Genomic DNA, 21,500 nt, shown 5'->3' on the forward strand with positions numbered 1-21,500 from the left:
ACCCCATACATCGTGGTAATCAGCAACGGCAACCAAACGGTCACCGTGAACCAGACAGCCAACGGCGGTGGATGGCGCTCACTGGGCACCTTCACCCTGACCGCCGGAGACACCAACAAGTGGGCATCAGTCGGTGGTCCGGCAGCACCGGCCACGTGATCGCCGACCCAATCCGCATCACCCGCGTCTAACACGACAACCTCAGCAGTACAGACAAGGCGACAACCCCGCAACGACGTAGGCAGGGAACAGTCCCCTGCCATCGGACTCCGAATAGCAGGGGGACGATCGTGGGCTACGGCTGCAACAACTCGACAAACAGCTACCCGAGCCCGTCCGACTTCCAGTCCATTCTGAACGTGATGGGCTGACGTTCGAAAGGAGGCTCCGATGGGCACGGAGTTCCGCCCGGGCACGCCCGCTGACCGAGCTGACGGCTTGCCTCCTGTCAGCACTGGCCGCCGGAGCGGTCGCGGTTTCCGTGTTCGACCACGACCACGACGCTCCCCTCGAAACCACCATCCGGCTACTCGTTACCAACCGGTCGTCACTGCGGATGTGTGCCGAGGCCCGCACCTGCGGTGCCATCGACCGTGGAACCGTTCGAGCCGGTCTGCTCGCGGGCCTGGTCCGGGCCTGCAAGCACGCGAGTTGGCAACGTATACGGCAGGGCCCACGTCACTCCGGCAACCGTACCGGAGTTCGACTGCCGCCCCGAAGATCCCGGACCGGATCAAGTCCGCCCACCGTGGCGCGGAGCCTGCAGACCGCAGGGCTGATCAGTTCTTAGCAGAACTGCTCATATCTTGCGAACGGCGGCGATGTTTACTCGCCGCCGGCTACTAGTTAAGGAGGAAATATGCGCGGTAGGAAAGCCACCTCGCTGGCAGCGGTACTGTTGATGATCGCTGCCGTATTCACGGTCAACGTGGCCACCGCCGGTCCCGCAGCGGCCGACGCCTGCTACACCTGGACCCGATCGCTGAGTTCCGGGGCCAACGGCGGTGACGTCGCCGAACTGCAGAAGCGCATCGCCGGCTGGGTCTCTTACGGAGAAAACCTGACCATCGACGGCGAATTCGGGCCGGCCACGACTGCAGCGCTGAGTCGATTCCAGGCCGGCTACGGCCTGACCGCTGACGGGGTCGCCGGGCCACAGACGTACAACAAGCTGTATGAACTGCAGAGCGATGACTGCACGCCCCTCCACTTTAGCCACTCGGAGACGAGCCAGAATTGCGGAGCATACAACTACGAGGGTGGTGCGGTATCCGCAGCGACCGCCAGAGAGAACGCGCTGCGGGTAATGTGGCAACTGGAGGCGCTGCGACACAAGCTCGGCGGATGGCCACTCAACCTCAGCGACGGGTTCCGCAGCTACTCCTGCAATAGCAGCGAAGGCGGTGCCTCCGACAGCAACCACCTATACGGGTCCGCCGCCGACATCATCGGCAGCCCGTCGCTGTGCACGATTGCGCAGGCAGCCAGGTATGCCGGCTTCGAGCAAATCCTCGGGCCCGGCTATCCCGGCCACTACGACCACATCCATGTGGCAAACCAGGGCAGCCAGTGGTGGAGTGCACCCAGCTGCGGAATCTGAGCCACGTTTACCCAGGGGCCGGCTTGACACCCGGCCCCTGGCCCGTCGGGGATCGTCGGCTGCCGCCATCCGGTACAGGGTGTCGATCTGTTCGAGCAGCTGCAGGTCCGCCGGTGGGAGCGGCAGCCCGATGCGGTCGGCGAAGCGCCGCGCGCACTCCTCGAAGTCCCCCGTCAGAAGGATGGTCGCGTCCGGGATACGCCGCCAGCGCCGAACACCCGACAGCACGTGCTGGGCCACCGATTCCGGCGACGTCTCAGGGCGCTGGGAGCACAGGATCGCTGCCTGGTACACCGCGACGGAGTACACGCCGCGGCCACCTTGTCGTCTCCTCAGCACACCTAGCCTGGGCGCGGGTGGTGGCCCAGCCGGCAGCGCCGCCCTGGTCGCGGCGCTGACCGTGGCCTGGTCGTGGCGCCCCGGGTGGGGGGCAGCGGCACGTCCTCGCCGGCTGGGGCACCGGGCTGGTTAACGCCGCAACCTCCGCCTACCTGGTGACCAGCTTCGCCCCCGGGCCAGACCGGTGGAGGCGCTGGAAGCTTGAGCACTATCCGGGGTGGACGAGGCCGGTCTCGTAGGCGGTGATGACGAGTTGCGCGCGGTCGCGGGCGTGCAGCTTCGCGAGCAAGTTGCCGATGTGGGTCTTGACGGTCTTGATCGAGATGGTAAGCGCGGCGGCGATTTCGTCGTTGGAGAGGCCGCGCGCGACGAGGGCCAGCACCTCGGTCTCCCGCTCGGTGAGCGCGCCCAGCCCGCTCCGAGGCACTGCGGCGGGGCGGCTGACGTAGTGCTCGATGAGGCGGGTGAGGATCTGGGGTGCGAACAGCGACTCCCCGGCCTTGGTGCGGCGGATCGCGTCGATGAGCTGCTCGGGGTAAGCGTCTTTGAGGAGGAATCCGCTGGCGCCTGCGCGCAGGGCGGCGTAGACGTACTCGTCGAGCTCGAACATGCTGAGCACAAGCACCCGGCAGGCGCGAAAGGCGGGGTCGGCGGTGATGGTGCGAGTTGCTTCGATGCCGTCGCTTTCCGGCATGCGGATGTCCATCAGGATCACGTCGGGCGCGAGCTCGCGTGCGAGCGCCACCGCCCCGCTCCCGTTTTCCGCCTCACCGATGACGGTGAGGTCTGCGGTGCTGTTGATGAGGATGGCGAGGCTGCGGCGCAGCAGGGGCTGGTCGTCCGCGATGAGCACACGGATGAGAGGTGTCGAGGGCTGGGCGATCACGATCCCTCCCGGTCGGGGATGCGGGCGGTGACCGTGAACCCGCGCCCCTCGGTTCCGGTGTGAAGCTCACCGCCGAGGGTGGTGACGCGTTCGCGTAGTCCGTCGAGGCCGTGACCGGCGCCGGGATGGGGGTGCCAAGGCCCTGCAGGTCCGGCGTCCTGAACGTTCACGACGATCGCTTCCCGCTCGCGGTGTATGTCGATGCGTGCCTGGGTGGGGCCGACGTGCCGGAGGGTGTTGTTCAGGGCTTCGCGGACGACTGCGCAGATGGTGAGTTGAGCGCCAGGCGACGCCTCGCCGAGTTCGTCGATGCCGAGTGCCGCGTCGAGGCCTGCGGCGTTCGCGGCCTGCACGATCTCGGGGAGGTCGTCGAGGGTGTCGGCTGGTCGCAGCGGCGCGGTGCCGGGAGTGCGGAGCACCGTGAGCATACGGCGCAGTTCGGTGGTGGTCTCGCGGCTGACGCGTTCGATGTCGGCTAACGCCTCCGTGCGATCAGCTTCTCCTTCCGATCCGGCTGCGGTGCGAGCTGTGGTGGCGCGAACGGTGATGAGTCCGAGGCCGTGGGAGACGAGGTCGTGCAGGTCACCGGCGATCCGCAGGCGTTCGGTCTGGCGTGCCCGTTCCGCCGCCCACTCCGCCAGCTGCGCTTCGTATTGCCGGCGCTGCCCCCTCGTTTGTGCCAGTGCCCAGCCCACCGTCGCGGCGGTGACTCCGGCGGCTACGAGTGCGACGCTCCATGTCGCGGTGGAGTCGTCAACGCCGATGGTCATGAGCAGCAGAGCGAGGCCGAGGATCACGATGCCGACCGCGAGCCATACGCGTGAGCGCCAGGTCGGTCGATCGTTTTCCACATGCCAAGTCTAGGTTTCAGGCCTTGCGCGGGCATCGGACCTAGGTCTGAGCGACCCGGGCCCGAGCGGGCGGGGCAAGATCCGGGCTCGGGTCCGATGACTGCCGCGTTCGTGTCGGCTTGCATGGGGTCATGATCCAGATCGACGGCCTCAGCAAACGCCACGGCTCCCGCACCGTGCTTTCCGACGTGAGTTTCCATGCTCTCCCCGGTCGGGTGACGGGGTTCCTCGGCCCGAACGGGGCGGGGAAGTCCTCAACCCTGCGCATCCTGCTCGGCCTGGATCGCCCGACCGCAGGCTCCGCCCTGATCGGAGGGCGTCCGTATCCGAGTCTGCGCACCCCGCTGCGCACGGTCGGGTCGATGCTCGACGGCTCTGGCGCGCACCGTTCCCGCACCGCCCGCGGCCATCTCGGCTGGGTCGCCCGCAGCAACGGCATCCCGAAACACCGCGTGGGTTACGTCCTCGAACAGGTGGGGCTCGCGGGCGCCGCCCGCACCCGCGTCGGCCGCTTCTCCCTCGGCATGGGGCAACGACTCGGGCTCGCCGCCGCGCTCCTCGGGGAACCGGAGGCGCTGGTGCTCGACGAGCCGGTGAATGGCCTGGACCCTGAGGGCATCCGCTGGATACGCACGCTGCTGCGTGGCCACACGGATGCGGGCGGCACCGTCCTGCTCTCCAGCCACCTGATGAGCGAGGTCGCCGCGATCGCCGACGACCTTGTGGTCATCAGCGGCGGGCAGGTCGTCGCGGCCGGCCCGGTTGCCCACGTGACCGCAGGGTACGCGACGCTCGAGGACGCGTTCTTCGGGCTCACCGGCGGCCCTGGCGCGGGGGAAGAACGATGAGGCCTTTCAACACCGTCGCTGCCGAGCTGCGCAAGGCCACCACTCTCCCCGCGGTCTGGGCGGGTATCGCCGTGGCGCTGTTCGGGTCGGCCGCGATCACGCTGATCAACGCGTTCTCCACCCGCGCCGCGCTCGACGCCGGGCACCCGGAGGCCCGAGCGTTCACCTCGCCGTTCGAGACCGCGTTCGCCGCGATGCCGCTGGGAACCGTCGGCGCGGTCGTCATCGGCGTCGTAATCTTCAGCAGCGAGTACACGGCACACAGCGTCGAGGTCGGCGGAGGCCGACAGATCACCGCCACCCTCGCCGCGATCCCGCACCGCCACACCGTCCTCGCAGCCAAGGCGACCGTGACGATCCTGCTCGTTGTAATCCTCGCCGCCATCACCATGCCGGTGACGGTCGGCATCGCCCGGCTCGTGATCGGCTCCGCCGGTGCGGAGACCGTGCCGCTCGATGATGCAGTCGAGCGCTGTCTGGGTGGCGCCGTCTACTGGGCCCTCACCGGGCTCATCGCACTCGCGATCACCGTTCTCACGCGCTCCGGGATCATCCCGCTCATCGTACTCATCGTGAGTAACTCCCTTGTGTCAGTCTCGCTGCTCCTGACCAACCTCACGCCACTAGCCCACTGGCTGCCCGACATGGCCGGACGCCGGCTCTTCGGCGGCCTCCACACCGTAGAAGGCGGTCTCGACGCCCTCCCTGGCGCGCTCGTCATGACCGGCTGGGCGATTCTGCTGCTCACGATCGCGGCGGTCGTGCTCCGACGGCGGGATGCGTGAACCTCGTGCGCATCGGAAACGTCATCGCCGCGGAACTCGACAAGCTCCGCACCCTGCCCGCCGCAACCCTCACCGCCCTCGGCACGATCCTCACCGGCATCCTCCTCGCCGCTGCCTTAGCAGCGGCCGACCAGCACGTGGAGGCGACCGCAACGACCGTCACGCTCCGTTCCGTGCCGTTCGTACAGGTCGGCTTCGTCCTTCTCGGCATCCTCCCGATGGCCCACGAATACACCGGCCGCCAGATCCGAGTCACCCTCTCCGCGATCCCACGCCGCAGCATCCTTCTCGCCGGCAAGATCACCGCAACCGCGCTGACGCTCGTGCTCACCGCCGCCGTCACCGGGGCCGCGAGCACGGCCGCCGCAGCGCTCACCCTCCGCTCGCTCGGGGCATTTCGAGAAATGACGGCTGATGACCTCTGGCACCTGGCCGGCACGACCTGCTACCTGACGCTCATCGGGCTGATCTCCCACGCCGCCGCCGTGCTCGTGCGCCACCTGATCCCGGCTCTCGTGAGTGTGCTCGGCCTAATCCTGATCCTCTCGCCCCTGCTCGCCGGCCTCACCGAGCACGCCCGCTGGCTGCCCGACCGCGCCGCCGCGCAGGTCTACGACCCGCACGACACGATGCTTACCGCCGGCACTGGGCTGCTCGTCGCACTCGCCTGGATCGTCCTCATCGCCGCCACCGGCGCCACGCGATTCATCCGCCGAGACCCGTAACACCACTTCCAGGGCGCGGCAGTACAGCAATCCCCGCACAGCCAGGAGCGCGGAGTCACCACAATCGCGTTTCATCCGATCCGGAGATGGTGACCGTGCGGGTCGGGAACTCAACCGGGGCGAGCGGATCCTGGTCGGTGTCGGTGGTGATGTCGTCAGAGGTCAACGGCATGCGGGGTGCGTGGGCGGTGGCGCGATCACCGTCAGGTCGTTAACGGGATCTTGTGGAAGCTGCGGACCGGGTCCCCGCGGCGTGACCTGCCGGCTGCGGTGTTCTTCGAGGAGGCGGCACGATTCGCCGGCAGCGCCAACGATCCCAGCACCGCCTGGGACTCGCATCGGCATGAACGCTTCGAGGTGTCAGCAACTCTCGCTCGGGAGAGCTAGCGGAGCTTGATGCCCCGGAGGGCTGCAACGCTCGCGATCGTGAAGATCGTCGCAAGAGCGACCGCGGTCAGCAGGATCGGCAGCGCATCGGGCACGGTGAGGCCACCGGACTCCGCGATGGCGGTCGAACCGAGGTTGAGCGCGCGGGTGTTGATCGCCTGTGGAAGGACGTAGCTGAGGGGGCGCAGCGCGATCGAGGTGACGGTGGCGACCCCGATCACACATCCGACGAGGCAGATCGCGACGGGTGCGGCGAACGATCTGAGCAGCATCGACAGCAGGGACTGGATGGCGACCAGCGGCAGCGCTGCGATGACCGCGAGCGCGCCGACGAGGGCGAACTGCCACGGGATTGCTCCATCCAGGTGCAGCACGAAGACTCCCGAGATGAGGGTCGCGACGACGAGGACGGCCTGCATGAAGGCGACCGGGACGGCGATAACGGCGATCTTCGCGAGCACGAGCCGGACCGGCTGTCTTGTGGTGGTAAGCAACAGGTTCCAGTTCGTGCCGCGGTGTTCCATGCGCCACACGGTCGTGGCGAGCAGCCCGATGCCCATGGAGTAGAACAGCAGGCCGTAGAACAGGACGACCTGGGAGGTGAAGGATGCCCAGCCGGCGTCGAGCATGTCGGTGTTGTTGGCGAGGTTGACCGTTCCGGTGGTCACGGCCAGCAGCGGCAGGATGAGCGCGATCAGCCAGGTGCTGGATCGCTTGAGTTTGATGAGTTCGGCGCGGAACACGTGCGGTTACCTTTCGAGTCGGTTGAATCGGCGGGTGGCCAGGGTGAAGGTGATGCCGACGAGGGCGAGGAGCCCGATGATCCACGGGTAGGGCGGGGTGACGTAGCCGACCTCGCCGGCGGTCTGGGCGACGTGCGAGATCAGGGCGTAGGCGCCCCACGGGGCGATCCAGAACGCGGCTCCGGGCGCGAGGAGGGTGAACACGGCCAGGAAGGCGCCGAGCATGCCGACCCCGACGCTGATGAGTTGGTTCTCCACGGTCGCGGCCAGCCAGATGTGCAAGGCGACGAGCGCGACGTCCACAAGGAACAGCAGCAGGGTGTAGCCGATCCACGGGCCGGCGTCGAGTGGGACGCGGATGCCAGCCAGCATGCCGGCACCAACGACGAGGAGTGTCTGGATGAGGACGGCGGCGAGCAGAATGCCGCTGAGCGCGGCCAGCTTGGCCCGGCACAGGGTGCCGGGCGTGAACCCCGCGATGGAGGCAAGCGTCCAGCCGGTGCCGGCGTGTTCGATGTCGGTTTGCCGGCTGGCGAGGACCGCGGCGAGGATCGGCGAGGTCATTGCGGCCATCAGCGTGTAGCTGAGCAGCAGCCCGGCCCAGGGGTGGGCTGCTGGGTCTTCGAAGGTGGTTTGGGTGCTGCCGGCGAACAGCGAGGCGCTGCTGAGCGCGGCGACCGCGACGACCATGACCAGGACGATGGGCAAGGTACGCAGGCGCCGCATCTTGCGGAACTCCAACAGGACGGCGCGTCTCACAGCAGGCCTCCGCGTCCGGTGAGGTCCATGAAGACGTCTTCCAGGCTCTGCTGGATGCGGCGCACTTCGTGGATCGGGACGCCTGCGACAGCTAGCCGGCGCACGATCTCAGCGGTCTGGTCCTTGTCGGTACCGCTGATGCGAATACCGCCGGTGACGGGGGTGGCGGTGATTCCCAGCGCGAGCGCGGCGGCCGGGTCCGGGGTCTCGATCAGCAGGTCGGGAATGGAGTGCTGGAACAGGTCGTCACGGGTCCCTTGGAAGATCATCCGACCGGCCGAGAGGATGCCGAGCACGTCGGCCATCTTGTCGATCTCGTCCAGCAGGTGGCTGGAAACCATCACGGTGATGCCCTGTCCGGCGAGTTGGACGAGCAGGGTGCGGATCTCCTCGATGCCGGCCGGGTCGAGCCCGTTGGTCGGCTCGTCCAGGATGAGCAGCGACGGGTCCCGTGCCAACGCCATTGCGATCCCGAGGCGCTGCTTCATACCCAGCGAGTAATTGCGGACGAGCTTGTCCTTGTGCTCGGTCAGCCGCACCGTCGCCAGGGCGCGATCAACCTGGTGAGAAGACAGGTCGAGCATGTCGGCGACGATGCGCATGTTCTCCGCCCCGGTGAGGTGCCCGTATCCGGGCGGCGCTTCGATCATCGATCCGATCGACGGCAGTAGCCGGGTCCGTGACTGCGGGGTGAGCGGTTCGCCGAACACCTCGATCTCGCCGCGCGTCGGGCGGGTGAGCCCGAGCAACATCTTCATGGTCGTGGACTTGCCGGACCCGTTCGGACCGAGGAAGCCGTAGACCACCCCCTGCGGCACCCGCAGGTCGAGCGAATCGACCGCCGTGTGGCTCTTGAACGTCTTGGTCAGGCCCCGGGTCGTGATGACGGCGCTCATCGGCGCCTCGCCGCATGAATCCTCATGCCACCCACGATCCTGAGAACCCGCGCCGGGAAGATCGTGCCGCGGTACGAACCCGCAGACCGATCGACTTCATACCGCGGCATGAACTCCGGTACCGGCAGTCCGGCTACCGTGCAGAGACATGGAAGCCCGTGCGCCGTCGTCGCCCGTAGACGGGCTCCGGCCTGTCCTCCGAGGCCATCCGCGCCTGGCGGATGCCGGCTGCGCGGTGATCGTCGTGCTGATCGGGGCCGTCAGCGCGCCGACGATCTCGTTCGCGGCCCCCGCGCAGGTCGTCTACGCGATCGTCGTGGCGGGGTGCAGCCTGGCGGTGCTGTTGCGCCGCTCACGCCCGATCCTGGCGCTGTCGATCATGGCGGTACTGCTCGCAGTGCATCTGCTGATCGTCGCCAGGCCTGGCCTGTTCCCCGGCGTCATCTGCCTCATCGCCGCCTATACGACCCAGACCCAGCTCGCAGGTCCCTGGCGGTGGGGCGTCCTCGCCGGCACCTACGTCGGCGCGACGGTCGGAGTCGCCATGTCGCCGATCCCGGGCCTCGGCGAGGACTGGCGATCCCGCGGGCTCATGATCGCGGCGGTCGGTACCGCTCTCACCGTCGCTGCGCTCACCGGAGTCGTGCGCAGGAACGCCCGCGACCGCTACGACCTCGCGGTCGAACGAGCCCGGGCCCTGGAGGCACAACAGGCCAGCGAGCAGCGCCTCGCTGCCGTGGAGGAACGCGCCCGGATCGCTCGGGAGATGCACGACATCCTCGGCCACTCGCTGAACACAATCGCCGTGCAGGCCGAAGGAGCCCGCTACGCCCTCCATACCGACCCGGACCGGGCGGACCGCGCTCTGGCGGACATCGGGCAGCTCAGCCGCGCCGCGGTCAACGAGGTGCGCGACCTCATCGACGTGCTCCGCACCGAGAACGATCCCGCGACCACCCAACCGACACCGACGCTCCGGGACCTTCCCAGCCTGATCGGCACCCTCCAACGTGCCGGCACTCCGATCCGGCTCCGGATCGACGGCGAGGTGAACGATGTTCCCGGCCACGTCGGGCTCGCCGCGTACCGGATCATCCAGGAAAGCCTCACGAACGCGATCACCCACGCCGACGGCGCACCCGTCGTCGTCCGAACCACCATCGATGACCACAGCCTCGATGTGCTCGTTTCCAACGGCCGCCCGAACCACACGGGCACCCGACCGGGTTCCGGGCACGGGCTGATCGGGATGCGGGAACGGGTCCTCGCGCTCGGTGGCACCCTCGACGCCGGCCCAGACCCGGCCACTGGCGGTTGGCGTGTGACCGCCCACCTGCCCTGGAGCCGCCGATGATCACCCTCGGACTCGCCGACGACGAGCCCCTCTTCACCGCCGGGCTCGCGATGATCCTCGACGCCCAGCCTGACATGCGCATCCTCTGGCAGGCCATTGACGGCGCCGACGCGATCCGCCGGCACCAGCACGCGCAACCCGACGTTCTCCTGCTCGACATCCAGATGCCTGGCACCGACGGACTCGCCGTTACCCGGCAGCTCATCGCCGACGACAGCCCCAGCCGGATCGTCATCCTTACCACCTTCGACGCCGACGAGTACGTCCTCACCGCCATCGAAACCGGCGCCGCAGGGTTCCTCGTGAAGAACACCCCGCCCGACCGGCTCATCGAGGCGATCCACACGGTCCACCGCGGCGACGCCGTCATCTCACCGGGCCCCACCCGCCGACTCTTCGCGAGTTACCGCACCCGGCCATCCGGCATCGACCCATCAAGGTCACCAGCAGGTGACTCGCCCGGTTACCTCACCATCCGAGAACGCGACGTGCTCACGCTCATCGCCAAAGGCCTCACGAACTCCGAAATATGCGACCGCCTCTGGCTGTCCATGCCCACGATCAAGACCCACATTGGCAACCTGCTCGCAAAGACCCACTCCCGCGACCGCGTCCAGCTCGTCCTCTACGCCCTCAGAACCGGGATCGCGACCATTAACGAGTGAGTCCGGCCGGTTCAGCCCTTCCGACCGGCCGGGGTCAGGTGCCGCGTGCCCAGGAGAACTGAACCTGACCCCAACCTCGGCTGGGGTATGCGAGGAAGAGCATCAGCTGGCCATGGACCTTGCTCAACCTGGCCGCCGCGCAGTTGCGCCGTGACGAAGTGGATCAGGTCGCGAAGTGGACCGACGACGCGTTGAACCTGGTGGAGGATGTAGGTTCCGCGAACGGATGGGCAATTCCGGGAAGCCTTGAGCAGGGTGTGAGCACTTGCGTGCAGGTGACGACCAGTTCCGGGAGCCCGGGTTCGGACAGCGGATGTGTGGCGGCCATGGCGGTGTTGGCGCGTGCCGCGACGTGGCTGACCGCTTGGGCGGTGGTCCGGTGCCGTACCTGTCGAGCGGCGATGCATCGACCTGGTCCCACGGGCATCGGCGCGATTGCTCCGGATATGCCTCGATGGCGTTGGGACTTCCGGGTCCGGGTTGAACACGGCAGGGCTAGCCGCCCGGTCGCCCCCGATTCCGAAAGCCGCGCTTGTGGCGGGGGACTTGCTGATCAACCCTGCGCCGAACAGCGAGGGTCACGTGGTGATCTTCGAAAGATGGACCGACGGGACCATGGCCTCCTAGACCCCGACAAGCAGTGCGACTGCTTGTCGCTGATGCAGTCGGCGTACCGGGCGGCCGGCATCTCCATCCCGCGCGTCACCACCGATCAGGTCAACGCCGGCAAGCCCGTGGCCGATCCGGCGCTCCTGCTTCCCGGCGACCTCATCCTCATCCCCGGCACCATGTCAAACCCGCGCCACGTCAGCCTGTACCTTCGGCGAAGGGCTCGTACCTCGGCGCTCTGCCATTAGGTCTGACGCCTATGGTTTGCGTGCGATGCCGGCCCAATAGTAGGCGGCGTTCGGGTCAGCGGGCGGGTCACCGTCGGGGCGCCAGGTCATGACCGGTACGACGCCGGGTTCGACGAGTTCCCAGTCGGCGAAGAAGCGGGCTACGTCAGCTCGTGTGCGAGGGACGAGGGTCATGCCGCCTTGGGTAGCGGCGGCGGTCGCGGCGGCCAGCGCTTCGGGATTGAAGTCCTGGCCAGGGTGGGTGATCGCGACGTAGCTACCCGACGGGAGGGCATCCATCAGGGCGCGGGCTTTGTTCCATGGATCGTCTTCGTCGGCCACGAGCATAAGGGTCGCGATTATGAGCAGCCCGACCGGTCGATCGAGGTCCAGGGTCGCCAGCAGATCGGTGTCGGTGAGGATCTTCTCCGGTTCGCGGACGTCGGCGTCGATGTAGGAGGTGCGGCCGTGCTCCCCGCTGACCAGCAGCGCGCGGGCGTGGACCAGTACGATCGGGTCGCTGTCGACGTACACGACGTTGGTGTCGGGGTTGATGCCCTGCGCGATCTCGTGCACGTTCGGGCTGGTCGGGAGGCCGGTGCCGATGTCGAGGAACTGGCGGATGCCCGCCTGGGTAGCCAGGTGGCGGACCGCGCGTTCCATGAAGTTGCGGTTCTCCCGGGCCATCATGCGCATGCCAGGGATGACCTGCTCGAACATGGCCCCCATCTCCCGGTCGGCGGCGAAGTTGTCCTTCCCACCGATCCACCAGTCGTACATTCGCGCCGAGTGCGGCACGCTGGTGTCGATCCCGGGCGGCGCCCACTCCTGCTCGGTTGCCTCGGTCGGGCGACCCTGCGACACGATCACTCCTCCATAGCAGATGTGTAAACCCCGCATACGCACCGCAGCGTAGCCCGGGTCTTGGTCTCTAGCGAAACGCGCCGTCCGGATGCGCCGTCCGGTCGGCAGCGATCGATATCGGGGATGGGGCTGCCGCCCGCCGGCTCAAGCACCTGGCCCAGGCCGTGGGGGATCCGGATGCCGAGGATGCGTCCCCACACGTTCGTGACGCCGATGCTCGACGCTGGCCTCCGCCTGCGCGACGTGCAGATCGCCGCCCGCCACGCCGAGCCACGATGCGCTACTACCGGGCCCGCCAGAACCTCGACCGGCACCCCCACCACATGAAGTTGCCCGGGTAGGTCGCGGCGCACTCGCCTCCATTGATATCTCTCGATGACATGCGGGCGTCGCCCGGGCTCTTGCTGTTCGCGGGTGGGTCGCTTCTCCGAGGCGTTTAGCGCGAGCGCCATTCGTGATCATGGCTGGAGTTCGATGGGTGTGCCTGTAGATCGGGCGCCGGAAGGAATCCGATGACAGTCAAGTCTGCTTGACATCTCAACGTCAAGCGTGCTTGACTCGCTGCTATGTCGAGCACACTTAACACCGCAACGGGTAAGCGGAAGGTTCCCATCCGCGCCTACATCCTCACGGTCGTGGTGGGAGTAGCCCTGGCGACAGCCTTCGGCGTTGCAGCAGCACTGTTCCGCGAGGAGAGCAGGGTGCTCTCCTTCGGGGTTTTCACTGCTGTGGCGTTGGGGCCGGCCCTGTCCCTGTCGTGGCTCCTCCTCGTCTCTCGCTACACGGTCTCGCTCGACCGTCATGCCGGGGAGAACGTCGAGAACCTCTGGATCACGAACGCCACCAGCGGGGCAGGTACCGACACTTTCGCGGCCTGCGGGATCGCGCTCGCCGCCATCGCCGTCACGGGCCTGGACATCAGTGGAACCGCGGCCCTGGGCGGAGTCCTTGTGCTCATGCTGGTCGACACCGGCGTGCGATACCTCGTCGAGAAGCGACGGGGCCGCTGATGGACAACGAGCTCGCGTCTCTGCGTTCCGAGCGCGGATGGTCCCAGGTGCGTCTCGCAGAGGAGCTCGGTGTTTCACGGCAGACCGTCATCTCGATCGAGCGCGGCCGCTTCGACCCGAGCCTTCCGCTCGCCTTCCGAATCGCACGTGTCTTCAACCGGACGATCGAGGAAGTCTTTCGCCCAGACGGCGACGCGTGACCGATGAGGAACCACCGGCTCCAAATCGGTGGCGTCCGACATCGCATCCGCACGGGCTCGCTACCCCACCAACTCACCATTCAGGATCACACCGGCCGGCAGTGGCCGTATTGCGCGGGTGATGTCTGCTGACGATGTGGGATATCAGAACCCTGTGAATACCTGGCGCGGATCAAGATCGACCGGTCAAATCGGGGGATGTTCTTGGCTCGGCTCTGACGGGGCGGCCGTTTCGAGGTGGGAGTTCGCGTGTCTGCCGCGTACGCGGACGTAGGCCCATGCAGCTAGTGCGATGGTGATGGCGACGCCTGCGACGAGCAGATCGGGAACACTGTTTGTGCCGTGAAGGACGGCGCTTTCCAGGCGTGCCTGCTTGGTTGCGCCGAGGATGCCGCCGAGTGAGGTGGTGCCGTCGGTGACCAGCAGCAGAGTGCCCACGGCGACGGTGAAGGTGCCGCTGATGAGGCCCGTCCAGGTGTTGTGCCACCGGCCGATGGTCAGCCCGCGCGGGCGCACGAGGTGTTTGACGAAGGGGAACCGGGCCCACAGCAGGGCGAGCGCCAGCAGGGGAAGGGTCATGCCGGCGGCGAAGACGAGCAGGACGGTGCCGCCGTACAGGGCGTTGCCGCCGACGGCGGCCACCGTCAGCACCGCGCCCAGTAGCGGACCGGCGCAGACGCCGGCGAGGCCGTAGACGGTGCCGAGGGCGTAGACGGATGCCGCGAAGGTCCCCTCCATTCCGCCGCTGCGCGACAGTAGCGGGATCGGGATGTTGACGAGCATGACCAGGCCGAGGGTGATCACGATGATCGCTGCCGTGGTGACGACGGCGTCGCGGTGTGCGTTGGCGAATGCTCCCAGCGTGCCGGCGAGCACTCCCAGCGGGACGAGGGTGGTGATCAGTCCCAGGTAGAAGACGCCGGTGCGGGCGATCAGCGTCGTCGGGTTGGTGAACGCGTAGGAGAAGAATGCCGGCAGGAGCATGGCCGAGCAGGGGCTGAGCAGGGTCAGCAGGCCGCCGAGCAGTGCCGCGAGAAGTCCGAGTTGCACGGGCTACCGCGCCTTAGTCAGAGCGTCGTCGAGGAAGGCGCGGAACACGTCCAGGGGCTGGGCGCCGGACAGGGCGGTCTTGCCGGCGACGAAGAAGGGAACGCTGCTGACGCCCAGCTGCTGGGCTGAGGTGGTGTTGTCCTGGACTTCGGCGCGTAGTCGGGGGTCGTCCAGGTCCGCAGTGAACCGGCTGATGTCGGCCACGTCGGCCTTGCGCGCGAGAGCGATCAGCTTCTCGCGGGGCAGATCGGGGTGCTTGTGCTCGGGGGCGTCCGCGTAGACCGCTCGCAGGTACTCGAAGTACTTGCCCTGCCTGCCGGCGGCGCGTGCCGCCACGGCGGCGCCCTCGGACTGCTCACCGAAGTACGCCACATCGTGGATCTCGATGCGCACCTTGCCGGTGTCGACGTAGTCCTTCGTCAGGACGGGCAGGGTGTCCCGGTTGAACACCGCGCAGTACGGGCAGCGCATGTCGGTCCACTGCACCAGCACGACCGGCGCGGCTACGGATCCGAGCGCCATCGGATCGTCCTGGTCGCGGCGGACGAACGCGAACTCGTCCACCGCGCCTGTGCTGGCTGCGCCCGTGCTGGGTGACGGCGCGGCCAGGGGGTCCCGGCCGGGTGTCAGCTGAGCGACGAGCACCACGCCGAGGAAGACGACGAGCGCGGCGAGAGCGATCGCCGGGGATCGGCGTGGCGTCGCCCGCGTGGTTCGGTTCGACCTCTTCATCAAACTAGTATACAACATGCATCCAATAGGGTTGGGTGGGTGAAAGTGCACGTAGCTGGGGTCAGGTCGGCGGTCCGTCGGAGCCGCTAGCGCCCGCCGCACCCACCACGTGTGCCAGATGTGGTGTAGTTCGCCCTAGCGGCAGGCCGGCTCGGGGGCGAAATGGATACTTGTCGTAGCCGCGCCGGCGGGTGCGGGCCGTGTGATGGGTGGGAGAGGCGTTGGCAAGCAGCGCGAGTGCAGCCGAGCACGCATATCAGGTGATCCGTGACGGGATCCTCAACGGTGTGCATCCGACGGGGGCCATGCTCGGCGAGGAGTCCCTCGCGGCCGAGATCGGGGTCAGCCGTACCCCGGTGCGGACGGCGCTCGCCCGGTTGCAGGACGAGGGGTGGATCACCATCTACCCGAAGCGCGGGGCGCTGGTGCAGGGGCTCAGTGAGCGGGCGGTGGCCGACCTGGCGGACGCGCGCCTGCTGTTGGAGTCCGCCGCGCCCGCCCGGGCGAGCGCGGACGCCCGCAAGCTGCTCGCCGAGCGGCTGGGCCGGTCGATCGAGGCGCAGCGTGAGGCGTTCCGCGATGATGACGTCCGGCATTTCATCGAGCTGACGATCGAGTTCCATCGCGCCTTCGTCGAGGCCACGGGCAACAGCGTGCTGCTGGAGTTGAACGACCGGCTGGCCGATCGACAGCGTTTTCTGCTGTTCAGTTGCGGCGACAGGCTGTTGGCGCGATGCGGTGACATCATCGCCGAGCACGAGACGCTGGTCGAACGGCTGCGTATCGGCGACGCGTCCGGGTTCGCCGAGGCGCTGCGCGCGCATCTGGCCGACACCTACGCCACCGAGCTGCACAAACTCCCCTAGGGTCCTGAGTCCGTAGTTTCCTGTCAGTTCGGTGTGGGTGCGTCACCTGGACCGAAGTTGCCGCCGGTTTGCCGGGCCGGTGGCGCCTTCCAACTGGCTACGGCCCTGCCAGACCCCGTCGACGGAGAGCGAGAACTTGGTGGTGGAGCGGCGGCCGCCGGTCCCATGCCGGCTCGCTGCGCGGAACAGGCAGCGAGGACGGCGTGGGCAGCTCGCTCGCCGGCGAGGAGAGCACCTTCGACGTGTCCGGCGTGGACGGTGGCGGTCTCGGTCGACGCCCAGTGCAGCCGGCCGGCCAGGGCGGCCTGCTGGTAAACCGGATGCCCGAACAGGCCGTAGTCCATCAGGTGCTGCGTTCCGGGCGGTGAGGTCCACCGTTCGGCGCTCCAGTCCTGCACATGCAGTGTTTCGGGTTGTGCCGCCTGCCGTCCGAACAGCCGGGCCGGCTGGGTGGTCACGGCCGTGGCGAATCCGGGACCGGCGGCAGCGGCGGGGGCGAACCCGAACAGGGCGGCTGGCATGCCGTCCGGCCCGGACATGTCGTGGATCTCCCGCAGCGGGCCGGTCCAGCTGATCGCGGCTCCGGCCAGGCCCGCGGCCCGCCAGAACGGGGCGTGATAGGTGGCGACGACCTTGACGACGCCACCCATCCAGACCGGGGTGGCCTCGGCGAGACGCACCAGCTGCGGCTCCAGCGCACCGTGGAAGTCGATACCCGCCACGGCAAGCGCCGGCGGGATCGCCAGCACGACATGACCGGCGTGCAGGCGTCCGGCGTCCGTGTGCACTTCGACCGTGTCGTCGTCCGAGCGGATGGCCGTGACCGGGGTCGACAGCCGCAACACCCGGTCCGGGAGTTGGGCGGCAAGGCCGGCGGTCAGCGCTGCGGCGCCCGGCCGGTACCGGTAGGCGGGCACGTCGATCGGGTTGCCGGCGACCCGTTGCATACCGGTGGGCCTCTCCGCGATCGCATCACCGGCACGATGCTGTTCGAAGACGGCGATGCCGAGCCGGACGGTGAGCGCGGCAACCCGTGGTTCGCCGTCCCAGAACCAGGTGGCACCCAGATCGAGTTCGTCGCTGGTGGTCGCCAGCCGGCCGCCGGTGCGGTCGCGTGCCTCCAGGCACACCGTGTCGAGTCCGGCCGCGTGCAGGGCGGCCGTCGTGGTGAGGCCGGCCGCGCCGGCCCCGACCACGACGACGTCGTGCGAAGGGTGGACAGGCGACATGGGCATCTCCGTCTTGGGGGGATGAGGGGACATCACGCGGGTGGACGTCGGCGTCTGCGCCCTGGTGGGGCTACCTGGTCCGCCGGGTGAGGGGCCGGCCGGCCAGCACGGCGATCAGCGGAATGAGCGTGACCACTGCCAGCAGGGACAGCACGGAGAAGCTGGTGGCGGCGAGCAGCGGGCCGGACAGGAACGCGGCGGTCGCACCGCAGAGGTTGGCCAGCGCGTCGACCCTGCCCTGGGACGAGGCGCGGGTCTCGGCGGAGACGACCAGGCTGAACAGCGCGGATCCGGCGACGTTCATGAAGGACCAGCCGATTCCCAGCAGGATCAGCGACCCGATGATCCACCCGGTGTTGTCGGGTTTGGCGGCGCCGATCAGCAGCGAGGCGAGGAAGATGCCGATCCCGGCGACGATCGCCGCCCGGTGGCCGTAGCGGTCGGCGAGCATACCCACGAGCGGGGACGGGCCGTACATGCCGGCGATGTGCAGGCTGATCGTGATGCCGATGATGGTGATCGAGCCGCCCTCGTGGGCGATGTGCACCGGCGTCATGGTCATGATCGCGACCATCACCACCTGCGCGGTGAGGACCGCGATCACCGCCACCCGGCCCCGCTGATTGACACGCAGCTCGGCGATCACCTTGCGGATGCGGCCCGGCTGCTTGCCCCCGGGACCTGCCGGCAGGGCGGGCGTGCCAGGCCCGAGGAACAACAGCGGGTCGGGACGCAGCCAGACGAACACGATCAGACCGGCGATGGCCAGGCAGACCGCGGCGATGAGGAACGCGCTGGCGTACACCGTGAGCCCGGTACCGGCGCCGATGACCTCACCGGGCGCGCCGAGGTTCGGGCCGAGCACGGAGCCGAGCGTGCCCACCCAGACCACCAGGGCCAGCGAGCGGGCCTTCTGGTGCGGCTGCGCGAGGGTCGGTGGCCGCGAAGCGGGATTGCAGGCTCACCGCCAGGCCGACGCCGATCAGCAGCAGACCGGCGAACAGCGGAACGATCATGCTCCACTGCGCCGCGGCGACCAGCAGCAGGCCACCGGCGGCGGCCGTCCACCAGCCGGTGGCCAGCGCGACCCGGCGTCCGCGGCGTGCTGCGAGGTTGCCCAGTGGCAGGCCCACCAGCGCCGCGCCGAGCGTGCTCCCGGTGCGGGCCAGACCCGCCCAGGCTTCGCTGTCGGTGACCGCTCCGGCCAGCAGCACGCCGATCGAGGGTGCGACGCCCACGCCCACGGTGCCGATGATCTGTGCGATGACCAGCACGGTCATGGTGCGCCGCTGGACGGCGTCGACGGCCGGCTGGGTCGGCCTGAGGGAGACGAGGCCGGTGCTGACGGGGTGTTCAAGCTCGGGCACAGCAGTCCTTGTCTGCGCGACGGGTTCGCGGCCAAGGCGGGACAGGGACCTGGCGGAGGAACCGGATCAGGGTCGGGGGCCAGGGCGTTGTCGAGGCCGGCGGGGAAGCCAGCGCGTCCGGCGAGAGGGCGGCGTCCGGCTGCGCCATGTGGTGACGCCGGCACGGCAACCGACGCCACCACGGCGTCTCTGGCGACAGGGTCAGGGGGTCTCGTAGATACGCACGTCCGGGGCCCCGTTGAGGTAGGGCTGCAGGGCGGTGACGACGTCCTTCGTGAACAGGTCGCTGGACAGGTACGCCTGCGTGTCTGCGGCGGTGGCGAAGCCGTGCAGTACCTGCACATCCTCGTCACGGACCAGCAGTTCCTTGCTCGTGGCGCCCCCGACGGTCTCCAGGAACGGCTGCTTGTACTGCCGGTAGACGCCGGCTGCGGCGGGACGGTTGTCCGCGCTGACGTCGAGGCTGATCTGAAGGTAGGCCACGGGTTCCGACCTCGGCACCGTCAGCGACGCCACGCCCGCCGGCGGCTTCCCTATCACGCCAGGGCATGAGATCGCGGGCGTGATCGACGCGGTCGGCGCGCAGGTCGCCGGCTGGCAGCCCGGGGATCGCGTCGCCGTCGGCTGGTTCGGCGGTAGCTGCGGCCACTGCCGCAGCTGCCGCGCCGGCGACCAGGTTCACTGCCCGCACCGGCGCATCCCGGGCCTGTCCTACCCGGGAGGCTGGGCCGAGATGGTGACAGTTCCCGCCGAGGCCCTGGCCCGGATCCCCGACGAGCTGAGCCCGGCCGACGCGGCGCCGATGGGATGCGCCGGCGTGACCACGTTCAACGCGCTGCGTGAGGCGCACCTGCCACCGGGATCTCGGGTCGCGGTGTACGGCCTCGGCGGTCTCGGCCACCTGGCCGTGCAGTTCGCCGCCCGAATGGGACACGAGGTCGTCGCGATCGCCCGCGGCACCGACCGGCAGCACGACGCCACCGTGTTCGGGGCACACCACTACCTCGACGCCACCGCCGGCGACCCCGGCCGGGCGCTGGCCGAACTCGGCGGCGCCGACCTGATCCTGGGCACGGTGCCCACGTCCGGGCCGCTCAGCGCGTTGCTGCCCGGGTTGCGCCTGCGCGGCCGGCTCACCCTGATCGGCGTCGACGGCGGAGCCCTACAGGTGCCCGTGGCGCAGTTGGTGATGAACGCCCAGATCATCACCGGTCACCTCACCGGCACCCCCGTCGACATCGAGGATGCCATGCGTTTCGCCGCCGCCCACGGCGTCCGGCCACGCACCGAACATTTGCCGCTCGGCCGGGCCGGCCTCGCGGTCGACCGGCTGCGGAACGGACAAGCCCGGTACCGGTTCGTGCTCGCACCCTGACCCCGCTCGACCAGGTCGAACGAGCAGTTCGGGAACGTCGACAGGTCGCGCATGTCGCCGAGGACGGTGCGCGGCTTCAGCCCGTCCCGCCGGGCGACCGACTCGTCCTGTTCGAGCTGCCGGGGCAAGCTGTCGAAGACGGTGACGCGGCCCCGCGGCGACGAGTGTCGGCGCTGCCCGCCGTCGCCCGCCGCGACCTCGCCCACTCGGATGCGTCCGGGAGCCCATTGCGGGGGTCACCCCAAGATGCAGCGTGACCAGGCCATTGTCATTGGGCGGTTATTGGTCTACCGTCCAGGACCAATAGCCGCCCAATGCTCCGAGGTGATCATGTACGAGCCCGCCGACATCAGCGATGTCGTCGTCGACGAGACCCGGCCGGTACCCGCGTACTACCAGGTCTACGAGGCGTTGCGGCAGCGGCTCGGCGGCCCTGACCTCCCCCCGGGCAGCCGGCTGCCCACGGAACGGGCCATGGCCGAGCAGTTGGGCATGAGCCGGGCCACGGTCCGCGAGGCGCTGACCCGGCTCGAACGCGATGGGCTCGTCAACCGGCGGCAGGGCGACGGCACGTACGTGGCCGAACCCCGGGTCGAGCACGACATGCGGTTCCTGCACGGGTTCTCCGCCGAGTTGGCCCGGCGCGGGCACCGGGTCCGCTCGAAGGTCCTCGCTATGGGCACCGTCCGTCCCTCCGCCCGGCTCTGCGAGGTCCTCCGGGTCGCCGACGGCCCGGACACGGTGATCGAGCTGCGCCGGGTCCGTTCCCTCGATGGCAGCCCGGTGTCGCTGGAGACGGTGTGGCTCTCCGCCGACCGGTGCGCCCCCCTGCTCGGCGTCGACCTGAACGACCGGTCGCTCTACGACTCGCTGCGCGCCTTCGGCGTCCAGCCGGTACGCGGGCATGAGCAGCTCACCGCCACCGTCCTCGACGACTTCGAGGCGACCTGCCTCGACCAGCGGGCCGGCACCCCCGCCTTCCTGGTCGAACGGGTCACCTACGACGCCGCCGATCGCGCAGTCGAGTACGTCAAGAGCGTCCTGCGCGCCGACCGGTTCACCATCCGCACGGACCTCGACCTCGAGGCGGCCGGTTCCCCTCACACACCCCCCACCACCGAAAGCTGACCGGA

General features: G+C 68.8%; 24 protein-coding genes and 2 pseudogenes. 14 read left to right on the forward strand and 12 right to left on the reverse strand.

Features of this window, described 5'->3' with window-relative positions:
* Positions 1-859: 859 nt before the first annotated feature.
* Positions 860-1,600: a M15 family metallopeptidase gene (locus C5N14_RS29560; RefSeq protein ID WP_117672915.1), complete on the forward strand. Its 741-nt coding sequence runs from the start codon at positions 860-862 to the stop codon at positions 1,598-1,600.
* A gap of 547 nt (positions 1,601-2,147) precedes the next feature.
* Here the strand turns inward: C5N14_RS29560 and C5N14_RS29565 are convergent.
* Entirely contained in the window at positions 2,148-2,786 is a 639-nt protein-coding gene (locus C5N14_RS29565; protein ID WP_256371575.1) for a response regulator transcription factor, read from the reverse strand.
* Between the two features lie 35 nt (positions 2,787-2,821).
* Positions 2,822-3,676, reverse strand: coding sequence for a sensor histidine kinase (locus C5N14_RS29570; protein WP_117672917.1), 855 nt, complete (start codon positions 3,674-3,676; stop codon positions 2,822-2,824).
* A 131-nt stretch (positions 3,677-3,807) separates the two neighbouring features.
* Here C5N14_RS29570 and C5N14_RS29575 point away from each other — a divergent pair, with 131 nt between their 5' ends.
* The 4 genes and pseudogenes from C5N14_RS29575 to C5N14_RS29590 all read left to right on the forward strand — a co-directional run.
* Positions 3,808-4,524: an ABC transporter ATP-binding protein gene (locus C5N14_RS29575; RefSeq protein WP_117672919.1), complete on the forward strand. Its 717-nt coding sequence runs from the start codon at positions 3,808-3,810 to the stop codon at positions 4,522-4,524.
* A complete protein-coding gene (locus C5N14_RS29580; RefSeq protein ID WP_117672921.1) occupies positions 4,521-5,309 on the forward strand; it encodes an ABC transporter permease in 789 nt (262 codons plus the stop codon). The genes C5N14_RS29575 and C5N14_RS29580 overlap by 4 nt, the downstream gene beginning before the upstream one ends.
* Positions 5,306-6,034: an ABC transporter permease gene (locus C5N14_RS29585; protein WP_117672922.1), complete on the forward strand. Its 729-nt coding sequence runs from the start codon at positions 5,306-5,308 to the stop codon at positions 6,032-6,034. Before C5N14_RS29580 ends, C5N14_RS29585 begins: the two co-directional genes overlap by 4 nt.
* A gap of 174 nt (positions 6,035-6,208) precedes the next feature.
* A pseudogene (locus C5N14_RS29590) lies at positions 6,209-6,298 on the forward strand (IS5/IS1182 family transposase); the annotation flags it as partial.
* 119 nt (positions 6,299-6,417) lie between these two features.
* Here the strand turns inward: C5N14_RS29590 and C5N14_RS29595 are convergent.
* The 3 genes from C5N14_RS29595 to C5N14_RS29605 are packed head-to-tail and all read right to left on the reverse strand — an operon-like array spanning position 6,418 to position 8,819.
* A complete protein-coding gene (locus C5N14_RS29595; RefSeq protein WP_117672924.1) occupies positions 6,418-7,164 on the reverse strand; it encodes an ABC transporter permease in 747 nt (248 codons plus the stop codon).
* A 6-nt stretch (positions 7,165-7,170) separates the two neighbouring features.
* Complete coding sequence (locus tag C5N14_RS29600) at positions 7,171-7,905, reverse strand: ABC transporter permease (RefSeq protein ID WP_207892928.1); 735 nt, start codon at positions 7,903-7,905, stop codon at positions 7,171-7,173.
* 14 nt (positions 7,906-7,919) lie between these two features.
* The gene (locus tag C5N14_RS29605; protein ID WP_117672928.1) at positions 7,920-8,819 is read right to left on the reverse strand and encodes an ABC transporter ATP-binding protein; all 900 of its coding nucleotides are present in this window, start codon (positions 8,817-8,819) and stop codon (positions 7,920-7,922) included.
* Positions 8,820-8,967: 148 nt separating this feature from the next.
* Between C5N14_RS29605 and C5N14_RS29610 the strand changes: the two genes are divergently transcribed.
* From C5N14_RS29610 to C5N14_RS29620, 3 genes are all read left to right on the forward strand, one after another.
* Positions 8,968-10,173 (forward strand): sensor histidine kinase, encoded by a 1,206-nt coding sequence (locus tag C5N14_RS29610; protein WP_117672930.1) that lies wholly within the window; start codon positions 8,968-8,970, stop codon positions 10,171-10,173.
* On the forward strand, positions 10,170-10,838 hold the full coding sequence (locus C5N14_RS29615) for a response regulator transcription factor (RefSeq protein ID WP_117672932.1): 669 nt from the start codon (positions 10,170-10,172) through the stop codon (positions 10,836-10,838). The genes C5N14_RS29610 and C5N14_RS29615 overlap by 4 nt, the downstream gene beginning before the upstream one ends.
* Before the next feature lie 659 nt (positions 10,839-11,497).
* A complete protein-coding gene (locus C5N14_RS29620) occupies positions 11,498-11,695 on the forward strand; it encodes an NlpC/P60 family protein (RefSeq protein WP_243640223.1) in 198 nt (65 codons plus the stop codon).
* Positions 11,696-11,704: 9 nt separating this feature from the next.
* Here C5N14_RS29620 and C5N14_RS29625 read toward each other — a convergent pair whose 3' ends face one another.
* Positions 11,705-12,538, reverse strand: coding sequence for an SAM-dependent methyltransferase (locus tag C5N14_RS29625; protein WP_256371573.1), 834 nt, complete (start codon positions 12,536-12,538; stop codon positions 11,705-11,707).
* Positions 12,539-13,104: 566 nt separating this feature from the next.
* On the opposite strand from C5N14_RS29625, the gene C5N14_RS29635 reads away from it, so the two are divergent.
* Positions 13,105-13,548, forward strand: coding sequence for a hypothetical protein (locus C5N14_RS29635; protein ID WP_117672936.1), 444 nt, complete (start codon positions 13,105-13,107; stop codon positions 13,546-13,548).
* A complete protein-coding gene (locus tag C5N14_RS29640; protein ID WP_117672938.1) occupies positions 13,548-13,748 on the forward strand; it encodes a helix-turn-helix transcriptional regulator in 201 nt (66 codons plus the stop codon). Before C5N14_RS29635 ends, C5N14_RS29640 begins: the two co-directional genes overlap by 1 nt.
* A 186-nt stretch (positions 13,749-13,934) precedes the next feature.
* On the opposite strand, the gene C5N14_RS29645 is transcribed toward C5N14_RS29640, so the two are convergent.
* Together C5N14_RS29645 and C5N14_RS29650 are read right to left on the reverse strand one after the other, a co-directional pair.
* Positions 13,935-14,798 (reverse strand): cytochrome c biogenesis CcdA family protein, encoded by an 864-nt coding sequence (locus C5N14_RS29645; RefSeq protein ID WP_117672940.1) that lies wholly within the window; start codon positions 14,796-14,798, stop codon positions 13,935-13,937.
* A gap of 3 nt (positions 14,799-14,801) precedes the next feature.
* The gene (locus C5N14_RS29650) at positions 14,802-15,530 is read right to left on the reverse strand and encodes a thioredoxin domain-containing protein (protein ID WP_117672942.1); all 729 of its coding nucleotides are present in this window, start codon (positions 15,528-15,530) and stop codon (positions 14,802-14,804) included.
* A 209-nt stretch (positions 15,531-15,739) separates the two neighbouring features.
* Here C5N14_RS29650 and C5N14_RS29655 point away from each other — a divergent pair, with 209 nt between their 5' ends.
* Positions 15,740-16,396, forward strand: coding sequence for a GntR family transcriptional regulator (locus C5N14_RS29655; protein ID WP_256371574.1), 657 nt, complete (start codon positions 15,740-15,742; stop codon positions 16,394-16,396).
* A gap of 23 nt (positions 16,397-16,419) precedes the next feature.
* Here C5N14_RS29655 and C5N14_RS29660 read toward each other — a convergent pair whose 3' ends face one another.
* The 4 genes from C5N14_RS29660 to C5N14_RS29670 all read right to left on the reverse strand — a co-directional run bounded on the left by C5N14_RS29660 (position 16,420) and on the right by C5N14_RS29670 (position 19,475).
* Positions 16,420-17,625, reverse strand: a complete 1,206-nt coding sequence (locus C5N14_RS29660) for an NAD(P)/FAD-dependent oxidoreductase (protein WP_117672944.1) — start codon at positions 17,623-17,625, stop codon at positions 16,420-16,422.
* Between the two features lie 70 nt (positions 17,626-17,695).
* Positions 17,696-18,508 (reverse strand): MFS transporter, encoded by an 813-nt coding sequence (locus C5N14_RS29665; RefSeq protein WP_207892929.1) that lies wholly within the window; start codon positions 18,506-18,508, stop codon positions 17,696-17,698.
* Entirely contained in the window at positions 18,459-18,992 is a 534-nt protein-coding gene (locus C5N14_RS32785) for a hypothetical protein (RefSeq protein WP_207892930.1), read from the reverse strand. The genes C5N14_RS29665 and C5N14_RS32785 overlap by 50 nt, the downstream gene beginning before the upstream one ends.
* A 201-nt stretch (positions 18,993-19,193) precedes the next feature.
* Positions 19,194-19,475 (reverse strand): hypothetical protein, encoded by a 282-nt coding sequence (locus C5N14_RS29670; protein WP_117672946.1) that lies wholly within the window; start codon positions 19,473-19,475, stop codon positions 19,194-19,196.
* Positions 19,476-19,488: 13 nt separating this feature from the next.
* On the opposite strand from C5N14_RS29670, the pseudogene C5N14_RS33880 reads away from it, so the two are divergent.
* The 3 genes and pseudogenes from C5N14_RS33880 to C5N14_RS29685 all read left to right on the forward strand — a co-directional run.
* A pseudogene (locus C5N14_RS33880) lies at positions 19,489-19,755 on the forward strand (alcohol dehydrogenase catalytic domain-containing protein); the annotation flags it as partial.
* A complete protein-coding gene (locus C5N14_RS29675; protein ID WP_371685935.1) occupies positions 19,729-20,367 on the forward strand; it encodes a zinc-binding dehydrogenase in 639 nt (212 codons plus the stop codon). The pseudogene C5N14_RS33880 and the gene C5N14_RS29675, both read left to right, overlap by 27 nt.
* 330 nt (positions 20,368-20,697) lie before the next feature.
* Complete coding sequence (locus tag C5N14_RS29685; protein ID WP_243640227.1) at positions 20,698-21,495, forward strand: GntR family transcriptional regulator; 798 nt, start codon at positions 20,698-20,700, stop codon at positions 21,493-21,495.
* The last annotated feature ends 5 nt before the right edge of the window (positions 21,496-21,500 follow it).

This window comes from Micromonospora sp. MW-13 (genome assembly GCF_003434305.1).
Classification (GTDB): domain Bacteria; phylum Actinomycetota; class Actinomycetes; order Mycobacteriales; family Micromonosporaceae; genus Micromonospora.